Genomic DNA, 17103 nt, shown 5'->3' with positions numbered 1-17103 from the left:
TCAGACGATGAAACTAGAATTCTCCATTTATCGCTATAACCCGGATGTTGATGACGCGCCGCACATGCAGGATTACTCGCTGGAGGCGGAAGAAGGGCGCGACATGATGTTGCTGGATGCGCTGATGCTGCTTAAGGAACAGGATCCGACATTGTCGTTCCGCCGTTCCTGCCGTGAAGGTGTATGCGGTTCTGACGGCGTCAACATGAACGGCAAAAATGGCCTGGCCTGTATCACCCCGATATCAGCGCTACGACGCGGCAATCAAAAAATTGTGGTTCGTCCATTGCCTGGATTGCCAGTGGTGCGTGATTTGGTAGTGGACATGGGACAGTTCTATGCCCAATATGAGAAAATAAAACCTTACCTGTTGAATAATGGGAAGAATCCACCGGCTCGCGAGCATCTTCAGTCACCGGAGCAGCGTGCAAAACTCGATGGATTATACGAATGCATTATGTGTGCCTGCTGCTCAACGTCTTGTCCGTCGTTTTGGTGGAACCCGGATAAGTTTGTCGGGCCTGCGGGGTTGCTGGCGGCCTACCGTTTCCTGATTGACAGCCGTGATACGGAAACCAGGCCGAGGCTGGACAATCTGGATGATGCGTTCAGTGTTTTCCGCTGTCACAGCATCATGAACTGCGTCAACGTATGTCCGAAAGGGCTTAACCCGACGCGGGCCATTGGTCATATCAAGTCGATGTTGCTGCAACGCAGCGCATAGGCATGGCGGCGGTTAGTCAGCACGGAAAGTAACGAAGTAAACAGATTGGCTCCCTGGTCGCCGTATTGCCGGGGGGCCGCAGGAAACCTTTAAAAACCGGCTTACGCGCCAGAACCGGTTTTTAAAGGTTCCTTAAAAGGGTAAATGGATACCCTTAACGCGCGTACTGAAGTACGACAAGCGAACCGTTCACGGCAACCGATTTTATACGGCACGAATGACATGTTAACCACAGCGAAAACTGAAGCTTATTAGCTTAAGGGATCACGATGCAGAACGGCGCAATGAAGGTCTGGCTGGATTCCTCCTATCTGGCGGGCGCAAACCAGTCCTACATAGAACAACTCTATGAAGATTTTTTAACCGATCCGGATTCTATTGATCTCAGCTGGCGCTCGATCTTCCAGCAGCTGCCCACCACTGGGGTCAAGCCCGATCAACTCCATTCCCAAACGCGCGAATATTTCCGTCGTTTGGCGAAAGATTCGTCACGCTTTGCCTCCTCGATTACCGATCCTGATATGGATGCCAAGCAGGTCAAGGTGTTGCAGTTGATCAACGCTTTTCGTTTCCGTGGTCACCAACAGGCCAACCTGGACCCGATTTCCCTGCGCCCGCAGCTACAGGTTGCGGAACTGGATCTGGATTACCATAACCTGACGCCGGAAGATCTACAGGAAAGTTTCAACGTGGGGTCTTTTGCGATTGGCAAAGACACCATGAAGTTGGCGGATTTGTACGACGCGCTGAAACGCACTTATTGCGGATCCATCGGCGCTGAATATATGCACATTACCAGCACGGAAGAGAAACGCTGGATCCAGCAGCGTATCGAATCGGTCATGGGACAACCGTCATTTTCGGTAGCGGAAAAACGCCGTTTTCTGAAAGAGTTGACGGCCGCTGAAGGGCTGGAGCGTTATCTGGGCGCCAAATATCCCGGCGCCAAACGTTTCTCGCTGGAAGGCGGCGATGCGCTGGTGCCGATGCTGAAAGAACTGATCCGGCATGCAGGCAACAACGGCACCCGCGAGGCCGTGTTAGGGATGGCGCACCGTGGCCGTCTGAATGTGCTGGTTAACGTGATCGGGAAAAAACCGCAGGATCTGTTCGATGAATTCGCCGGTAAGCACAAAGAGCATCTCGGTACGGGGGACGTGAAATATCATCAGGGCTTCTCTTCCGATATTGCAACCGATGGCGGATTGGTTCATCTGGCGCTGGCGTTCAACCCTTCGCATCTGGAGATCGTCAGTCCGGTGGTGACCGGTTCGGTGCGTGCGCGTCTCGATCGTTTGGGTAGTGAGAGCGGCCCGCGTGTTCTGCCAATCACGATCCACGGCGATGCGGCGATCAGCGGCCAGGGGGTGGTGCAGGAACTGCTGAATATGTCGGCGGTGCGTGGCTACGAAGTTGGCGGCACGATCCGTATCGTCATCAACAACCGCATCGGATTTACCACCTCGAACCCGCTGGATATACGCTCGACGGAGTACTGTACTGATATCGGCAAGATGGTTCAGGCGCCGATTTTCCACGTCAACGCCGATGATCCTGAAGCGGTGGCGTTTGTTACCCATGTAGCGCTCGATTACCGTAATACCTTCAAACGTGATGTGTTTATCGATCTGATTTGTTATCGCCGTCACGGGCATAACGAAGCGGATGAGCCAAGCGCCACACAGCCGATGATGTATCAGAAGATCAAAAAACACCCGACGCCGCGTAAGGTGTACGCCGATCGTCTGGAGCAGGAGAAAGCCATTACGCTGGAAGACGCGACCGAGATGGTCAACTTGTACCGCGATGCGTTGGATGCCGGCGAGTGCGTGGTGGAAGAATGGCGTCAGATGGATATGCAATCCTTTACCTGGACGCCTTATCTGAACCACGGATGGGATGAGCCGTATCCGCATAAAGTCGAGATGAAACGTTTGCAGGAACTGGCTAAACGCATCAGCGAAGTGCCGGAAGGCATCGAGATTCATCCTCGCGTCGCCAAGGTGTACGCCGATCGCGCTGAGATGGCGCTCGGCAACAAACCTTTTGACTGGGGTGGCGCTGAAAATCTGGCCTATGCCACACTGGTGGATGACGGCATTCCTATTCGTCTGTCGGGCGAGGATACCGGGCGTGGAACGTTTTTTCATCGCCATGCCGTGGTTCACAATCAGAAAAACGGTTCCAGCTATACCCCATTAAATCATGTGCATAATTTACAAGGCACGTTCAATGTCTGGGACTCGGTGTTGTCCGAAGAAGCGGTGCTGGCATTCGAGTACGGCTATGCCACGGCCGAGCCTCGCACCCTGACCATCTGGGAGGCGCAGTTCGGCGATTTCGCCAACGGCGCTCAGGTGGTTATCGACCAGTTCATCAGTTCCGGCGAACAGAAATGGGGGCGGATGTGCGGTCTGGTCATGTTGCTGCCGCACGGATATGAAGGGCAAGGCCCGGAACACTCTTCAGCCAGACTGGAGCGCTATCTGCAATTGTGCGCCGAACAGAACATGCAGGTTTGTGTTCCGTCAACGCCCGCGCAGGTTTATCACATGCTGCGTCGCCAGGCGCTGCGCGGTATGCGCCGCCCGTTGATTGTCATGTCGCCAAAATCACTGCTGCGTCATCCGCTGGCAATTTCGTCTCTGGATGAGTTGGCGAACGGTCAGTTCCAGCCAGCGATTGGCGAAGTTGATGACTTGGACCCCAAGGCAATCAAACGCGTCGTTCTTTGTTCCGGTAAAGTTTATTATGATCTGGTGGAAAGGCGCCATAAGAACGAACAAAAAAATGTGGCCATTGTGCGTATTGAACAGCTTTATCCGTTCCCGCACCAGGCCGTTCTGACGGCGCTTGAGCCATTCTCTCATGTGCATGATTTTGTGTGGTGTCAGGAAGAGCCGCTCAATCAAGGGGCCTGGTATTGCAGTCAGCATCATTTCCGCGAAGTGGTTCCATTCGGGGCTTCTTTACGTTATGCCGGACGCCCTGCATCGGCTTCGCCTGCTGTCGGCTATTTGTCCGTACACCAGAAACAACAACAAGCTCTGGTTAATGACGCGCTGAACGTTGATTAAATAAAAGGATAGATAATGAGTAGCGTAGATATTCTCGTCCCTGACTTACCTGAATCGATAGCCGACGCCACTGTCGCTACCTGGCACAAAAAACCAGGCGATAGCGTCCAGCGTGACGAAGTGCTGGTTGAAATTGAGACGGATAAAGTTGTTCTGGAAGTGCCTGCTTCTGAAGCCGGTATTCTGGATGCCATACTGGAAGATGAAGGCGCCACGGTAACCTCCCGTCAGGTGCTGGGCCGCCTTCGCGCCGGCGACAGTTCCGGCAAAGAAACCAGTGAGAAAGCACAGGTCAAGGAATCCACCCCGGCGCAGCGTCATACCGCGGCGTTACAGGAAGAGCACAATGATGCGCTCAGTCCGGCGATCCGCCGTCTGATTGCGGAGCATGATCTCGACGCGGCAACGATTAAAGGCAGCGGCGTCGGCGGACGTATTACCCGCGAAGATGTTGAAAAACATCTGGTCGAGCAGCAGCAGAAGAAAGCGGCTTCTAAAGAAGAGAAGCCTGACGCGCCAGCGCTTGGCGGCCGCAGCGAAAAACGTGTGCCGATGACGCGTCTGCGTAAACGCGTTGCCGAACGTTTGCTGGAGGCGAAGAACAACACGGCGATGTTGACGACGTTCAATGAAGTCAACATGAAGCCGATCATGGATTTGCGCAAACAGTATGGCGATGCTTTCGAGAAGCGTCACGACGTGCGTCTGGGCTTCATGTCTTTCTACATTAAAGCCGTGCTTGAAGCCCTGAAGCGTTATCCAGAAGTTAACGCTTCCATTGACGGCGAAGACGTGGTTTACCACAACTATTTTGATATCAGCATCGCCGTATCAACGCCGCGGGGCCTAGTTACTCCGGTTCTACGTGATGTCGATGCCCTGGGTATGGCTGATATTGAGAAAAGAATCAAAGAGTTGGCGATAAAAGGGCGTGATGGAAAATTGACGGTTGAGGAACTGACCGGCGGTAACTTCACCATCACCAACGGCGGCGTATTCGGTTCTCTAATGTCTACGCCGATCATCAACCCGCCGCAAAGTGCGATTCTTGGTATGCATGCGATTAAAGATCGCCCGATGGCGGTGGACGGTCAGGTGGTTATCCTGCCGATGATGTATCTGGCTCTGTCCTACGATCATCGCCTGGTCGATGGCCGTGAGTCTGTTGGCTTCCTGGTGACAGTGAAAGAAATGTTAGAAGATCCTACACGTCTGTTGCTGGATGTCTAAGTAAAGCGTGCGGTAAGTCAGTAACCGTTTACCGCCTTGACATATGTGCTATGCAGGCCGTTTTTGTCAGCGGCTTTATCCAAAAATATCAGAGAGTCCGAAGACAAATGTCCGTCAAATCAATATGATCTGGGCTTAACAGTGTGAGGCATGGCGAATGTTATCCTCATCGGGGTTCGCTCCGTCAATGGATCTTGACTGATAAAGCATAAGTCCGGCGACGTATCTTTAAATCTAAATGGATAGAACATCATGAATTTACATGAATATCAGGTAAAACAGCTTTTTGCTCGATATGGCTTACCGGCTCCGATCGGCTATGCCTGCGCCACACCGCGTGAAGCGGAAGAAGCCGCATCAAAGATCGGCGCTGGCCCGTGGGTGGTCAAATGTCAGGTTCACGCGGGGGGCCGTGGTAAAGCGGGCGGCGTTAAAGTCGTCGGCAATAAAGAAGATATTCGTGCGTTTGCCGAAAACTGGCTGGGTAAAAATCTGGTGACTTATCAGACCGACGCAAACGGACAGCCGGTTCATCAGATTCTGGTTGAAGCGGCCACCGACATTGATAAAGAACTCTATATGGGCGCGGTAGTCGATCGCGGCTCGCGTCGCGTGGTGTTCATGGCATCGACCGAAGGCGGCATCGAGATTGAAAAAGTCGCGGAAGAAACGCCGGAACGGATTCATAAAGCGGCGCTGGATCCGTTGACGGGACCACAACCTTATCAGGGCCGCGAGTTAGCCTTTAAACTGGGGTTAAGCGGCAAACAAGTTGCCCAGTTCACCAAAATCTTCATGGGGCTGGCGACGATGTTTCTGGAACGTGATTTGGCGCTGGTGGAAATCAATCCGCTGGTGATCACCAAAGCGGGCGATCTGATTTGTCTGGATGGCAAACTGGGCGTGGACGGCAATGCGCTGTTTCGTCAGCCCGAACTGCGTGAAATGCGCGATCCCAGCCAGGAAGATGCCCGTGAAGCGCAGGCTACCCAGTGGGAACTGAACTATGTGGCGCTGGACGGCAACATTGGTTGTATGGTCAACGGCGCTGGGCTGGCGATGGGAACGATGGACATCGTTAAGCTGCACGGCGGTGAACCAGCCAACTTTCTGGATGTGGGCGGCGGCGCGACTAAAGAGCGCGTGACGGAAGCGTTCAAGATCATTCTGTCCGATGACAACGTGCAGGCTGTGCTGGTTAATATTTTTGGCGGGATTGTGCGTTGCGATTTGATTGCTGACGGCATCATCGGCGCGGTAGCCGAAGTGGGCGTTAACGTACCGGTTGTTGTTCGTCTGGAAGGGAACAATGCTGAACTGGGTGCCCGGAAATTAGCCGAGAGCGGCCTGAATATCATTGCGGCGACCAGCCTGACGGACGCGGCTCAGCAGGTAGTGGCGGCAGTAGGGGGTAAATAATGTCCATTCTGATCGATAAAAATACCAAAGTTGTCTGCCAGGGCTTTACCGGCAGTCAGGGGACGTTCCACTCTGAGCAAGCGCTTGCTTACGGTACGCAGATGGTGGGCGGCGTCACGCCGGGCAAAGGCGGTACTGAACATCTGGGCCTGCCGGTTTTCAATACTATGCGTGAAGCGATTGAAGCCACCGGCGCGACCGTCTCTGTCATTTATGTTCCCGCGCCATTTTGCAAAGATTCGATTCTGGAAGCGATTGATGCGGGCATTGAGCTTATCATTTGTATCACGGAAGGCATCCCGATGCTGGACATGCTGACGGTGAAGGTCAAACTGGAACAAAGCGGCGTTCGGATGATTGGCCCGAATTGTCCGGGCGTGATTACGCCGGGCGAATGTAAGATCGGTATCATGCCGGGCCACATTCACTTGCCAGGCAAAGTGGGTATCGTCTCCCGTTCCGGCACGTTGACTTATGAGGCGGTGAAACAGACGACGGACGCCGGTCTGGGACAGTCAAGCTGTGTCGGTATTGGCGGCGATTCCATCCCCGGCTCCAACTTTATTGATATCCTGCAACTATTTGAGCAGGACCCGCAAACGGAAGCCATCGTGATGATTGGCGAGATCGGCGGTACGGCGGAAGAAGAAGCCGCGGCATACATTAAAGATCATATCACCAAGCCGGTTGTCGGCTACATTGCTGGCGTGACGGCGCCGAAAGGTAAGCGTATGGGCCACGCGGGGGCGATTATCGCCGGAGGGAAAGGGACTGCCGATGATAAATTTGCGGCGCTGGAAGCCGCGGGGGTTAAAACGGTACGCAGCCTGGCGGATATTGGTGAAGCGGTTAAAACGGCGTTTTCTCGTTGAACCGCTAATTAATCGGATCAATACCGTAATACATTGTTAACATTCGACATGTTTGGCCACCTCGCGTGGCCTTTTTGCGCAATAAACGTTCAGTTTAATATGTTTCTCTCTGAATCATAATTGTTAATTAAAAATAACAATGCAGCAACAAAATAAATACGTGAATATAATCACTGCTAAAAGAAAAAGATAAAAACTCAAAATAGTTAAGTATGTCATTTCAGGAATAAATAATCACCAGAAAAGTAAAAAATATATTACCAAATTAATTTTTACCTCACCCAAATATCAACACATTTTTAACAATAAAGACAAACATGAAATTTATAAAAACCCATAATTAACAAACACAAACTAAATTGAGGCGAATCAAAATCTATCTCTGGATATATTCTTTGAAATACGCTTAAATTGCGTCAGATCAATTATCGCCTAATGTACTTTTTGGTAAGGAAGTTGATTTGAAACCAAAAACCCAATTTGCATCACGTAAAAACCTATTTATTGTGCGGGATTACAGGCGTAATATGCAGCTACCCGTCCTGGGGTAGGATATTTGTCATATTTATGATCTTTCTTAGGCTTACTGTTGATTCGCTGATTGATTTGATTGGCGTATGCTAAGCCTGTGCTGAAGCAATTTTTTGTTGTGTTCTTTTTGGGTGTTTACGGCTGGGTTTTTAGCGGCTTGTCAGCTTGTGCAAGCTAAAATCTTCCTGCGAGGGGCAAGGAGTCAAGATGTTTGATATAGTCGAACTGTCACGCTTACAGTTTGCCTTAACTGCAATGTACCACTTTCTATTCGTACCGCTGACGTTGGGGATGGCGTTTTTGCTGGCGATTATGGAAACGGTCTATGTGTTGTCTGGCAAACAAATCTATAAAGATATGACCAAATTCTGGGGCAAGTTATTCGCCATTAACTTTGCTCTGGGCGTCGCCACCGGGCTGACCATGGAATTTCAGTTTGGCACCAACTGGTCATATTTCTCGCATTATGTCGGGGACATTTTTGGCGCGCCGTTGGCCATTGAAGGGTTGATGGCGTTCTTTCTTGAATCTACATTTGTTGGCTTGTTCTTCTTCGGCTGGGACCGTCTGGGGAAAGTACAACATATGGCGGTTACCTGGCTGGTCGCGCTGGGCTCAAACTTTTCCGCGTTGTGGATCCTGGTGGCCAACGGCTGGATGCAGAATCCTATCGCTTCTGATTTCAATTTTGAAACCATGCGTATGGAAATGGTGAGCTTCGCCGATCTGGTGATGAACCCGGTTGCACAGGTGAAATTCGTTCACACTGTGGCGGCGGGCTATACCACCGGCGCTATGTTCGTTCTGGGGATCAGTTCCTACTACCTGCTGAAAGGCCGCGATATTGCCTTCGCCAAGCGTTCCTTCGCTATTGCAGCGAGTTTCGGTCTGGCTGCCGTTTTGTCCGTTATCGTGCTGGGCGATGAGTCCGGTTATGAAATGGGCGACGTGCAGAAAACCAAACTGGCGGCGATTGAAGCCGAGTGGGAAACGCAACCAGCGCCCGCAAGTTTTACGCTGTTCGGTATTCCCGATCAGGACAGTCAGGAAAACAAATATGCCATTCAGGTACCTTATCTTCTGGGCCTGATTGTGACACGCTCGATGGATAAAGAAGTACTCGGTCTGAAAGACTTGATGGAACAGCATCAGGTTCGTATCCGTAATGGCATGAAGGCTTATCAGTTGCTGGAAGAACTGCGCGCGGGCAACACCGATCCCGCCGTTAAAGAAGCCTTTAACCAATCCAAACAGGATCTGGGCTACGGTATGTTGCTGAAACGCTATACGCCAAAAGTGTCGGATGCGACGGAAGCGCAAATTCAACAGGCAACCAAAGACTCTATTCCACGCGTTGCGCCGTTGTACTTCTCTTTCCGTATCATGGTGGCTTGCGGCGTCCTGATGTTGCTGATCATCGGTCTGTCTTTCTGGACGGTGCTGCGCGGCAAAATTGGTCAGAAAAAATGGCTGCATCGCGCCGCGCTGTACGGTATTCCGTTGCCGTGGATTGCGGTTGAAGCGGGCTGGTTTGTTGCTGAATACGGTCGTCAGCCCTGGGCTATTGGTGAAATATTGCCGACTGCGGTGGCCACCTCATCACTGACCGTGGGCGATATCCTGTTCTCTATGGCGCTGATTTGTGGTCTGTATACGCTATTCCTGATCGCAGAGATGTATCTGATGTTCAAACACGCACGTCTTGGTCCAAGCAGCCTGAAAACGGGGCGTTACCACTTTGAACAACCCATAGCGGCGGCGTCGGAAGCACGATAAACAGGAGTCCACTATGTTTGAATATGAAGTTTTACGTTTTATCTGGTGGCTGTTGATCGGCATTCTGCTGATTGGTTTCGCCATTACCGATGGTTTTGACATGGGCGTCGGCATGCTGGTTCGTCTGATGGGGCGTGGAGATACCGAGCGCCGCATAATGATCAACAGCATCGCTCCGCACTGGGACGGCAACCAGGTATGGCTGATCACCGCGGGCGGCGCATTGTTCGCCGCCTGGCCCATGGTCTATGCGGCAGCCTTTTCCGGCTTTTATATCGCCATGATTCTGGTGCTGGCGTCATTGTTCTTCCGCCCGGTGGGTTTTGACTATCGTTCAAAAATTGAAGATCCACGCTGGCGCAATATGTGGGACTGGGGCATTTTCATCGGCAGTTTCGTGCCGCCGGTGGTGATCGGCGTGGCTTTCGGCAACCTATTGCAGGGTGTGCCGTTCCATGTGGATGAATACTTGCGTCTGTACTACACCGGCAATTTCTTCCAGCTTCTTAATCCGTTCGGGTTGGTGGCGGGTATTGTCAGCCTGACCATGATTCTGACGCAGGGGGCAACCTATCTGATGATGCGAACGACGGGCGACCTGCATGTACGCGCCAAGTCGGTTTCGCAGATTTCCGCGCTGATAATGATGGTGACATTCGCGCTGGCCGGTGTCTGGGTCATTTACGGTATCGACGGCTATGTCGTCACCTCGGTCATTAATACGGCGGCGGAATCCAACCCGCTGCACAAAGAAGTGGCGCATCAGGCTGGCGCCTGGTTGATTAACTTCAACAATTATCCGATTCTCTGGGCGATTCCGGTGTTGGGCGTGGTGTTACCGTTACTGACTATCGCAACAGCCAGAATGGAAAAAGGCGGGTGGGCTTTCCTGTTCTCCTCGCTGACCATCGCTTGTGTGATTCTGACGGCGGGCGTTGCCATGTTCCCGTTCATCATGCCATCGATAACCGTGCCGAATGTCAGCCTCACCATGTGGGATGCGACTTCCAGCCTGTTGACCTTGAAAGTGATGACGGTTGTGGCGATCATTTTCGTGCCGATTGTGCTGTCTTATACCGCCTGGTGTTACTACAAAATGTTCGGACGCATCACCAAAGAACATATTGAGCAAAACACTCACTCTCTGTACTAAGTAAGGAGCTTAATTTATGTGGTATTTTGCCTGGATACTCGGAACGCTGCTTGCTTGTTCTCTGGGGATTATCACCGCCCTGGCGCTTGAGCAAAGTGAGTCAAGCAAAGCGGCTGAAGATAAAACTCAATGAGTGATTTGGTCGATAAACTTTACCGCCTGATGGATAAGAGCCCGATAAGGGCTCTTTCCCTGATCTTGGCCCTTCTGGTGGCGGGATGTGTTTTCTGGGATCCGGCGCGTTTTGCCGCCCGCACCAGTGAATTATCCGTATGGCAGGGGCTTTTGCTGATTTGGGCGGTGTGCGCTGGTGTGGTTCATGGCGTCGGTTTTCGTCCACGGCGTCTGCGCTGGCGTGCGTTTTTCTCGCCGCTTCCGGCCTTTGTGATCCTGTGCGCAGGTTTGTATTACTTCTTTAGTTAAAATAGCGCCTATTCCGTTTTGTTATGGGTTGCGGCGCAACCCATAATTATTTTATTTCCGCTGTCACAATCCATTCCAAACCTCATTTCTCTTGCGTATAGTAGCGATGTCTAATGCGTTACCGGGATATAGAGTGAGTAATACGTTGTTCCGCTGGCCTGTTAGGGTCTACTTTGAAGACACTGATGCAGGTGGGGTTGTCTACCATGCACGCTATGTCGCCTTTTATGAAAGGGCGAGGACAGAGATGTTGCGTGAGCACAATTTTCATCAGCATGCGCTACTGAGCGAGCATATTGCTTTTGCTGTTCGCCGGATGACGGTGGAGTACCTTGCTCCGGCGCGCCTTGACGATATGTTGGAAGTGCAATGCGAGATCGTGTCGATACGCGGCGCTTCTCTGACCTTCGCACAGCGCATTCTCAATTCACATGGCGTATTATTGAGCCATGCTGAAGTTTTAATCGCATGTATCGATCCACATCACATGAAGCCAATTGCGCTTCCTAAGTCTATTGTCGCGGAGTTTAAGCAGTGACTGACATGAACATTCTTGATTTGTTCCTGAAGGCAAGCCTTCTGGTTAAACTAATCATGCTGATTTTAATCTGTTTTTCCATCGCTTCCTGGGCGATTATCATTCAGCGCACACGTATTCTGAATGCGGCGACGCGTGATGCGGAAGCGTTTGAGGATAAGTTCTGGTCCGGTATCGAACTGTCTCGTCTTTATCAGGAGAGTCAGACGCGACGCGACAGTCTGACGGGGACGGAACAAATATTCTATTCAGGTTTCAAAGAATTTGCACGTTTGCATCGCGCCAACAGTCATGCGCCGGAAGCGGTGGTGGAAGGGGCGTCGCGTGCGATGCGTATTTCCATGAATCGTGAACTGGAAGCGCTGGAAACGCATATCCCGTTCTTAGGCACGGTCGGTTCAATCAGTCCGTATATCGGTCTGTTTGGTACGGTTTGGGGGATTATGCATGCATTTATCGCGCTGGGCGCGGTGAAACAGGCAACTTTGCAAATGGTGGCGCCGGGTATCGCTGAAGCCTTGATTGCAACGGCCATCGGTCTGTTTGCGGCTATTCCGGCTGTTATGGCGTACAACCGCCTTAATCAGCGGGTCAATAAGCTGGAGCAGAACTATGACAACTTTATGGAAGAGTTCATCGCCATCCTGCACCGTCAAGCGTTCTCCAGCGATAGCAGCAAATAATCAGGGGGCAGCATGGCACGAGTACGCAGAGGACGTCGTGAACTGAAGTCGGAGATCAACATCGTTCCGTTGCTGGACGTATTGTTGGTTTTGCTGCTGATTTTTATGGCCACCGCACCGATTATCACGCAGAGCGTTGAAGTGGATTTGCCGGAAGCGACGGATTCGAAAACCGTTTCCAGTAATGATAATCCGCCGGTCATCGTCGAGGTATCAGGCGTCGGTCAGTACAGCCTGGTTGTTGAGCAGAATAGAATGGAACAGTTGCCGGCTGAACAGGTGGTTGCGGAAGCGCAATCACGTTTGGCGGCTAATCCTAAAACCGTCTTTTTAATTGGCGGTGCGAAGGATGTTCCTTATGATGAGATCATCAAGGCGTTAAACCTGCTGCATCAGGCTGGGGTCAATTCAGTTGGTTTGATGACGCAACCGATTTAAATGAGATCATCACCGTAATGATCGTGAAGCATATTTCTGGCAACACTGTTTTTGGGAATCGCTTGTGCTAAAGGCAACCGAACAAAACGATAAGCTGAAACGCGCCGTTATTATTTCGGCTGTTCTGCACATCATACTGATTGCTTTGCTGCTTTGGAGTTCGTTGACTCAAACGATGGATGCCAGCGGCGGTGGTGGCGGTGGTTCATCCATTGATGCTGTGATGGTTGATCCCAGTGCTGTCGTTGAGCAATACAATCGGCAGCAGCAACAGCAAACCGATGCAAAGCGTTCTGAGGAATTACGAAAAAAACAAGCCGAGCAACAGGCCGAGGAATTGCAGCAGAAGCAGGCTGCCGAGCAACAGCGGTTGAAGGAACTGGAAAAAGAGCGTTTGCAGGCCCAGGAAGAGGCCAAAAAGCAGGCTGAGGAGCAAGCTCAACAGCGTAAACAGGCGGAAGAGGCGGCCCAGCAAGCCAAAGCGCAGCAACGACAAGCTGAAGCCGCGGCTGCTAAGGCAAAAGAAGAAGCTGAGCGACAGGCGAAAGCGGCGGCGGACGCCAAAAAGCAAGCGGAAGAAGAAGCCAGGAAACAAGCCGCCGCTGCTGCTGCTGCGGCGAAGAAACAGGCGGAAGAAGAAGCCAGAGCCAAGGCAGCCGAAGACGCTAAGCAGAAAGCCGCTGAAACGGCCAGGGCGGACGCTGCTAAGCAAAAAGCCGAGGCTGAGGCAGCGAAGAAAGCGCAAGCCGCCGCAGCAGCTAAGAAAGCAGCGGAAGAGAAGAAGAAAGCAGCCGCGGAAGCGGCTAAGCAGGAGAGTTCGGTTGATGATTTGCTGGGCGGCCTGGCGTCATCGAAAAATGCGCCTCAATCTGGCGGCGGCGCGCCTGCCGGGGTAGGGAACAACAAGAAGAGCGGCGCGTCAGGCGCTGCGCTCGATAGTTACGGTAGTCAGGTTCGCAGCGCCATTCAGAGCAAGTTTTACGACTGGCAATTGTATAAAGGCCGGACCTGTACATTACGCATCAAACTGGCTCCTGACGGTCTGCTGATCGATGTGAATGCGGAGGGGGGCGATGCTGCCTTGTGTCAGGCGGCGATTGCCGCCGCGAAACAAGCGAGAATTCCCAAGCCGCCAAGTTCAGAGGTTTATGAGGCTTTCAAAAATGCGCCGATAGACTTTAAACCACAGTAACCCAGGCTGTTTACCTATATAGGTTTAAGATTATTACTATGGTAAGCAAACCAGGTTAGGGTGTTTTGTTGACATTGGTTTGTTTTTGTTAAAATTCTGCTAATTTATCGCAGACTTCTTAGTCTGGATAAGGGAGATGAAATGAAGCAGGTACTGAAAGTTGCATTAAGCTTTTTAATGCTGTTTGCCGCGGCGGTGCATGCGGAAGTCCGTATAGAGATTACCCAAGGGGTAGACTCCGCACGTCCGATTGGCGTCGTGCCGTTTAAATGGGCCGGGGCAGGGGCAGCGCCAGAGGATATCGGTGGCATCGTGGGCGCTGACTTGCGCAACAGCGGCAAGTTCAATCCTATTGACGCCAACCGTATGCCTCAGCAACCGTCTACGGCATCTGAAGTTACGCCAGCGGCCTGGACTGCGCTGGGTATTGATGCCGTTGTGGTCGGGCAGGTTCAGCCTAGCGCTGACGGCAGCTATGTTATCTCTTACCAATTGGTTGATACCTTCGGCAATCCGGGTAGCGTATTGGCGCAAAACCAGTTCAAAGTGACCAAACAATGGTTACGTTATGCTGCGCACACCGCCAGTGATGAAGTATTTGAGAAACTGAGCGGCATCAAAGGCGCGTTCCGCACCCGTATCGCTTATGTCGTGCAGACCAATGGCGGTCAGTTCCCTTATGAATTGCGGGTTGCGGATTACGATGGCTATAACCAATTTGTCGTACATCGTTCGCCAGAACCGTTGATGTCGCCGGCCTGGTCTCCCGATGGCAGCAAGCTTGCTTATGTCTCGTTTGAAAGCGGTCGCTCTGCGTTGGTGATCCAGACGCTGGCAAACGGCGCCATCCGACAGGTTGCGTCATTCCCTCGCCATAATGGGGCGCCCTCTTTCTCTCTCGATGGCAGCAAACTGGCATTTGCCTTGTCTAAAAGCGGTAGTCTGAACCTGTATGTGATGAATCTGAGCTCCGGCCAGATCAGTCAGGTGACCGATGGACGCAGCAATAACACCGAGCCAAGCTGGTTCCCGGATAATCAGACGCTGGCCTATACTTCCGATCAGGCCGGACGTCCTCAGGTTTATAAAATTAATGTCAACGGTGGTTCGCCGCAGCGTCTGACCTGGGAAGGCGCCCAGAATCAGGACTCTGAAGTGAGCGCCGATGGTAAATCTCTGGTGATGGTGGCATCCAATAGCGGGGCTCAGCACATCGCCAAACAGGATCTGGAAACGGGCGCCGTGCAAGTATTAACGGACACGTTCCTGGACGAAACGCCGAGTATCGCGCCGAATGGCACAATGGTTATCTATAGCTCTAAGCAAGGCTTAGGTTCCGTGTTACAACTGGTTTCGACGGATGGGCGTTTCAAAGCGCGTCTTCCGGCAACTGATGGACAGGTCAAATTTCCTGCCTGGTCGCCGTATCTATGAGTGCATAAATGTACAATAAACTAGTCAAAGGACATAAAGAGATGCAATTCAATAAAGTGCTGAAAGGCCTTATGTTGGCTCTGCCGGTACTGGCAGTGGCCGCATGTAGCTCCAACAAGAATGCGGACAATGACCAATCTTCCATGGGTGCCGGCAGCAACGGCATGATGGACGGCAGCAACACATCTTCTTCCGAGCAGGCTCGTCTGCAAATGCAAGAATTACAGCGTAACAACATCGTATATTTCGATATGGATAAATACGATATTCGCTCTGATTTCGCCCAAATGCTGGACGCTCATGCCGCATTCCTGCGTAGCAACCCGTCTTACAAAGTGACTATCGAAGGTCATGCGGACGAACGTGGTACGCCTGAGTACAACATCGCTCTGGGTGAGCGTCGTGCCAACGCGGTACAAATGTATCTGCAAGGTAAAGGCGTTTCCTCTGATCAAATCTCTATCGTATCTTACGGTAAAGAAAAACCAGCCGTTCTGGGCCACGACGAAGCGGCATATGCCAAAAACCGTCGTGCCGTTCTGGTATATTAAGAGTATCGCATGAACAGTAACCTCAGACGTCACTTGTTGGGTCTGTCGTTACTGGTTGGCGTAGCGGTTCCCTGGGCCGCTACCGCCCAAGCGCCAATCAGTAATGCCGGATCAGGCTCGGTAGAAGATCGAGTCACTCAGTTAGAGCGTATCTCCAACGCTCACGGTCAGCTTTTAACCCAACTTCAGCAACAACTCTCTGATACGCAGCGTGATATCGACAACCTGCGCGGGCAGATTCAGGAAAGCCAGTATCAACTGAATCAGGTTGTTGAACGCCAAAAACAGATCTATCAGCAGATTGATGGATTGAGTTCATCGTCACCCGCCGCAGCCTCAACAGACAGTGCGCCCGCTACAGGTGCGGACACCGGGGCCGCAAACAATGCGGCGCCCGCCGCGACCACCGGTGATGTGAATCGGGATTACAATGAGGCGGTGGCGCTGGTACTGGAGAAAAAACAGTACGATCAGGCAATCAGCGCATTTCAGGCTTTCGTCAAACAATACCCGGATTCAACTTATCAACCTAATGCCAACTACTGGCTGGGGCAGTTGAACTATAACAAGGGCAAAAAAGACGATGCCGCCTACTATTTTGCCAATGTGGTGAAAAATTACCCTAAATCGCCGAAAAGCGCCGAAGCGTTATTTAAAGTTGGGGTGATTATGCAGGATAAAGGACAGACGGATAAAGCCAAAGCCGTTTACCAGCAAGTGGTAAAAATGTATCCCAATACGGAAAGTGCAAAGCAAGCTCAAAAACGCTTATCCACTTCGTGATCGTTTCCTACAAACACAAAAATTGCGCATTATGCGCAATTTTTGTGCCTGAATGTCTTAAGAATAAGCAGTCAAATCGTTTTTATAGAAAATAGGTTGCGCTGGCAATTTAAATTAGTAATATATGCCGCCGTTGCCAAGGCAAGAACGAAACGCTAAAGCAGCATGAAATTTGGGTCGTTAGCTCAGTTGGTAGAGCAGTTGACTTTTAATCAATTGGTCGCAGGTTCGAATCCTGCACGACCCACCATCATATTTCCAGGGATGTCTTATAGAATT

The 17103-nt window shown here is 51.6% G+C and carries 16 protein-coding genes and 1 tRNA gene; all 17 read left to right on the top strand.

Annotated elements, in window-relative coordinates:
* Positions 1–7: 7 nt before the first annotated feature.
* A complete protein-coding gene (locus DES54_RS00280; RefSeq protein WP_113864634.1) occupies positions 8–724 on the top strand; it encodes a succinate dehydrogenase iron-sulfur subunit in 717 nt (238 codons plus the stop codon).
* Positions 725–993: 269 nt separating this feature from the next.
* Positions 994–3801, top strand: coding sequence for a 2-oxoglutarate dehydrogenase E1 component (sucA, locus tag DES54_RS00275; protein WP_113864633.1), 2808 nt, complete (start codon positions 994–996; stop codon positions 3799–3801).
* A gap of 15 nt (positions 3802–3816) precedes the next feature.
* Positions 3817–5031, top strand: a complete 1215-nt coding sequence (odhB, locus tag DES54_RS00270; RefSeq protein ID WP_113864632.1) for a 2-oxoglutarate dehydrogenase complex dihydrolipoyllysine-residue succinyltransferase — start codon at positions 3817–3819, stop codon at positions 5029–5031.
* Positions 5032–5283: 252 nt separating this feature from the next.
* Complete coding sequence (sucC, locus tag DES54_RS00265; protein WP_113864631.1) at positions 5284–6450, top strand: ADP-forming succinate--CoA ligase subunit beta; 1167 nt, start codon at positions 5284–5286, stop codon at positions 6448–6450.
* Positions 6450–7322 carry a succinate--CoA ligase subunit alpha gene (gene sucD, locus DES54_RS00260; protein ID WP_113864630.1) on the top strand — a complete coding sequence of 291 codons (873 nt, stop codon included), beginning with the start codon at positions 6450–6452 and terminating at the stop codon, positions 7320–7322. Before sucC ends, sucD begins: the two co-directional genes overlap by 1 nt.
* A 738-nt stretch (positions 7323–8060) precedes the next feature.
* Positions 8061–9629: a cytochrome ubiquinol oxidase subunit I gene (cydA, locus tag DES54_RS00255; protein ID WP_113864629.1), complete on the top strand. Its 1569-nt coding sequence runs from the start codon at positions 8061–8063 to the stop codon at positions 9627–9629.
* A 13-nt stretch (positions 9630–9642) separates the two neighbouring features.
* On the top strand, positions 9643–10782 hold the full coding sequence (gene cydB, locus DES54_RS00250; protein ID WP_113864628.1) for a cytochrome d ubiquinol oxidase subunit II: 1140 nt from the start codon (positions 9643–9645) through the stop codon (positions 10780–10782).
* 16 nt (positions 10783–10798) lie between these two features.
* Positions 10799–10915 (top strand): cytochrome bd-I oxidase subunit CydX, encoded by a 117-nt coding sequence (cydX, locus tag DES54_RS00245; protein WP_113864627.1) that lies wholly within the window; start codon positions 10799–10801, stop codon positions 10913–10915.
* On the top strand, positions 10912–11205 hold the full coding sequence (ybgE, locus tag DES54_RS00240; protein ID WP_113864626.1) for a cyd operon protein YbgE: 294 nt from the start codon (positions 10912–10914) through the stop codon (positions 11203–11205). The genes cydX and ybgE overlap by 4 nt, the downstream gene beginning before the upstream one ends.
* A gap of 133 nt (positions 11206–11338) precedes the next feature.
* Positions 11339–11743, top strand: a complete 405-nt coding sequence (gene ybgC, locus DES54_RS00235; RefSeq protein ID WP_113864625.1) for a tol-pal system-associated acyl-CoA thioesterase — start codon at positions 11339–11341, stop codon at positions 11741–11743.
* A complete protein-coding gene (gene tolQ, locus DES54_RS00230) occupies positions 11740–12426 on the top strand; it encodes a Tol-Pal system protein TolQ (RefSeq protein ID WP_113864624.1) in 687 nt (228 codons plus the stop codon). The genes ybgC and tolQ overlap by 4 nt, the downstream gene beginning before the upstream one ends.
* Positions 12427–12438: 12 nt before the next feature.
* Positions 12439–12864: a colicin uptake protein TolR gene (tolR, locus tag DES54_RS00225; protein WP_113864623.1), complete on the top strand. Its 426-nt coding sequence runs from the start codon at positions 12439–12441 to the stop codon at positions 12862–12864.
* A 64-nt stretch (positions 12865–12928) separates the two neighbouring features.
* A complete protein-coding gene (gene tolA, locus DES54_RS00220; protein WP_113864622.1) occupies positions 12929–14056 on the top strand; it encodes a cell envelope integrity protein TolA in 1128 nt (375 codons plus the stop codon).
* A 141-nt stretch (positions 14057–14197) separates the two neighbouring features.
* Positions 14198–15490, top strand: coding sequence for a Tol-Pal system beta propeller repeat protein TolB (tolB, locus tag DES54_RS00215; RefSeq protein WP_113864621.1), 1293 nt, complete (start codon positions 14198–14200; stop codon positions 15488–15490).
* A gap of 41 nt (positions 15491–15531) precedes the next feature.
* Complete coding sequence (gene pal, locus DES54_RS00210) at positions 15532–16041, top strand: peptidoglycan-associated lipoprotein Pal (protein ID WP_113864620.1); 510 nt, start codon at positions 15532–15534, stop codon at positions 16039–16041.
* 9 nt (positions 16042–16050) lie between these two features.
* A complete protein-coding gene (cpoB, locus tag DES54_RS00205) occupies positions 16051–16824 on the top strand; it encodes a cell division protein CpoB (protein WP_113864619.1) in 774 nt (257 codons plus the stop codon).
* Positions 16825–16998: 174 nt separating this feature from the next.
* A tRNA-Lys gene (locus tag DES54_RS00200) sits at positions 16999–17074 on the top strand.
* Positions 17075–17103 lie beyond the last annotated feature (29 nt).

Source organism: Brenneria salicis ATCC 15712 = DSM 30166 (assembly GCF_003315515.1).
In the GTDB taxonomy this organism is placed as follows: Bacteria; Pseudomonadota; Gammaproteobacteria; order Enterobacterales; family Enterobacteriaceae; genus Brenneria; species Brenneria salicis.
This window is presented reverse-complemented; position numbering and strand designations above follow the sequence as displayed.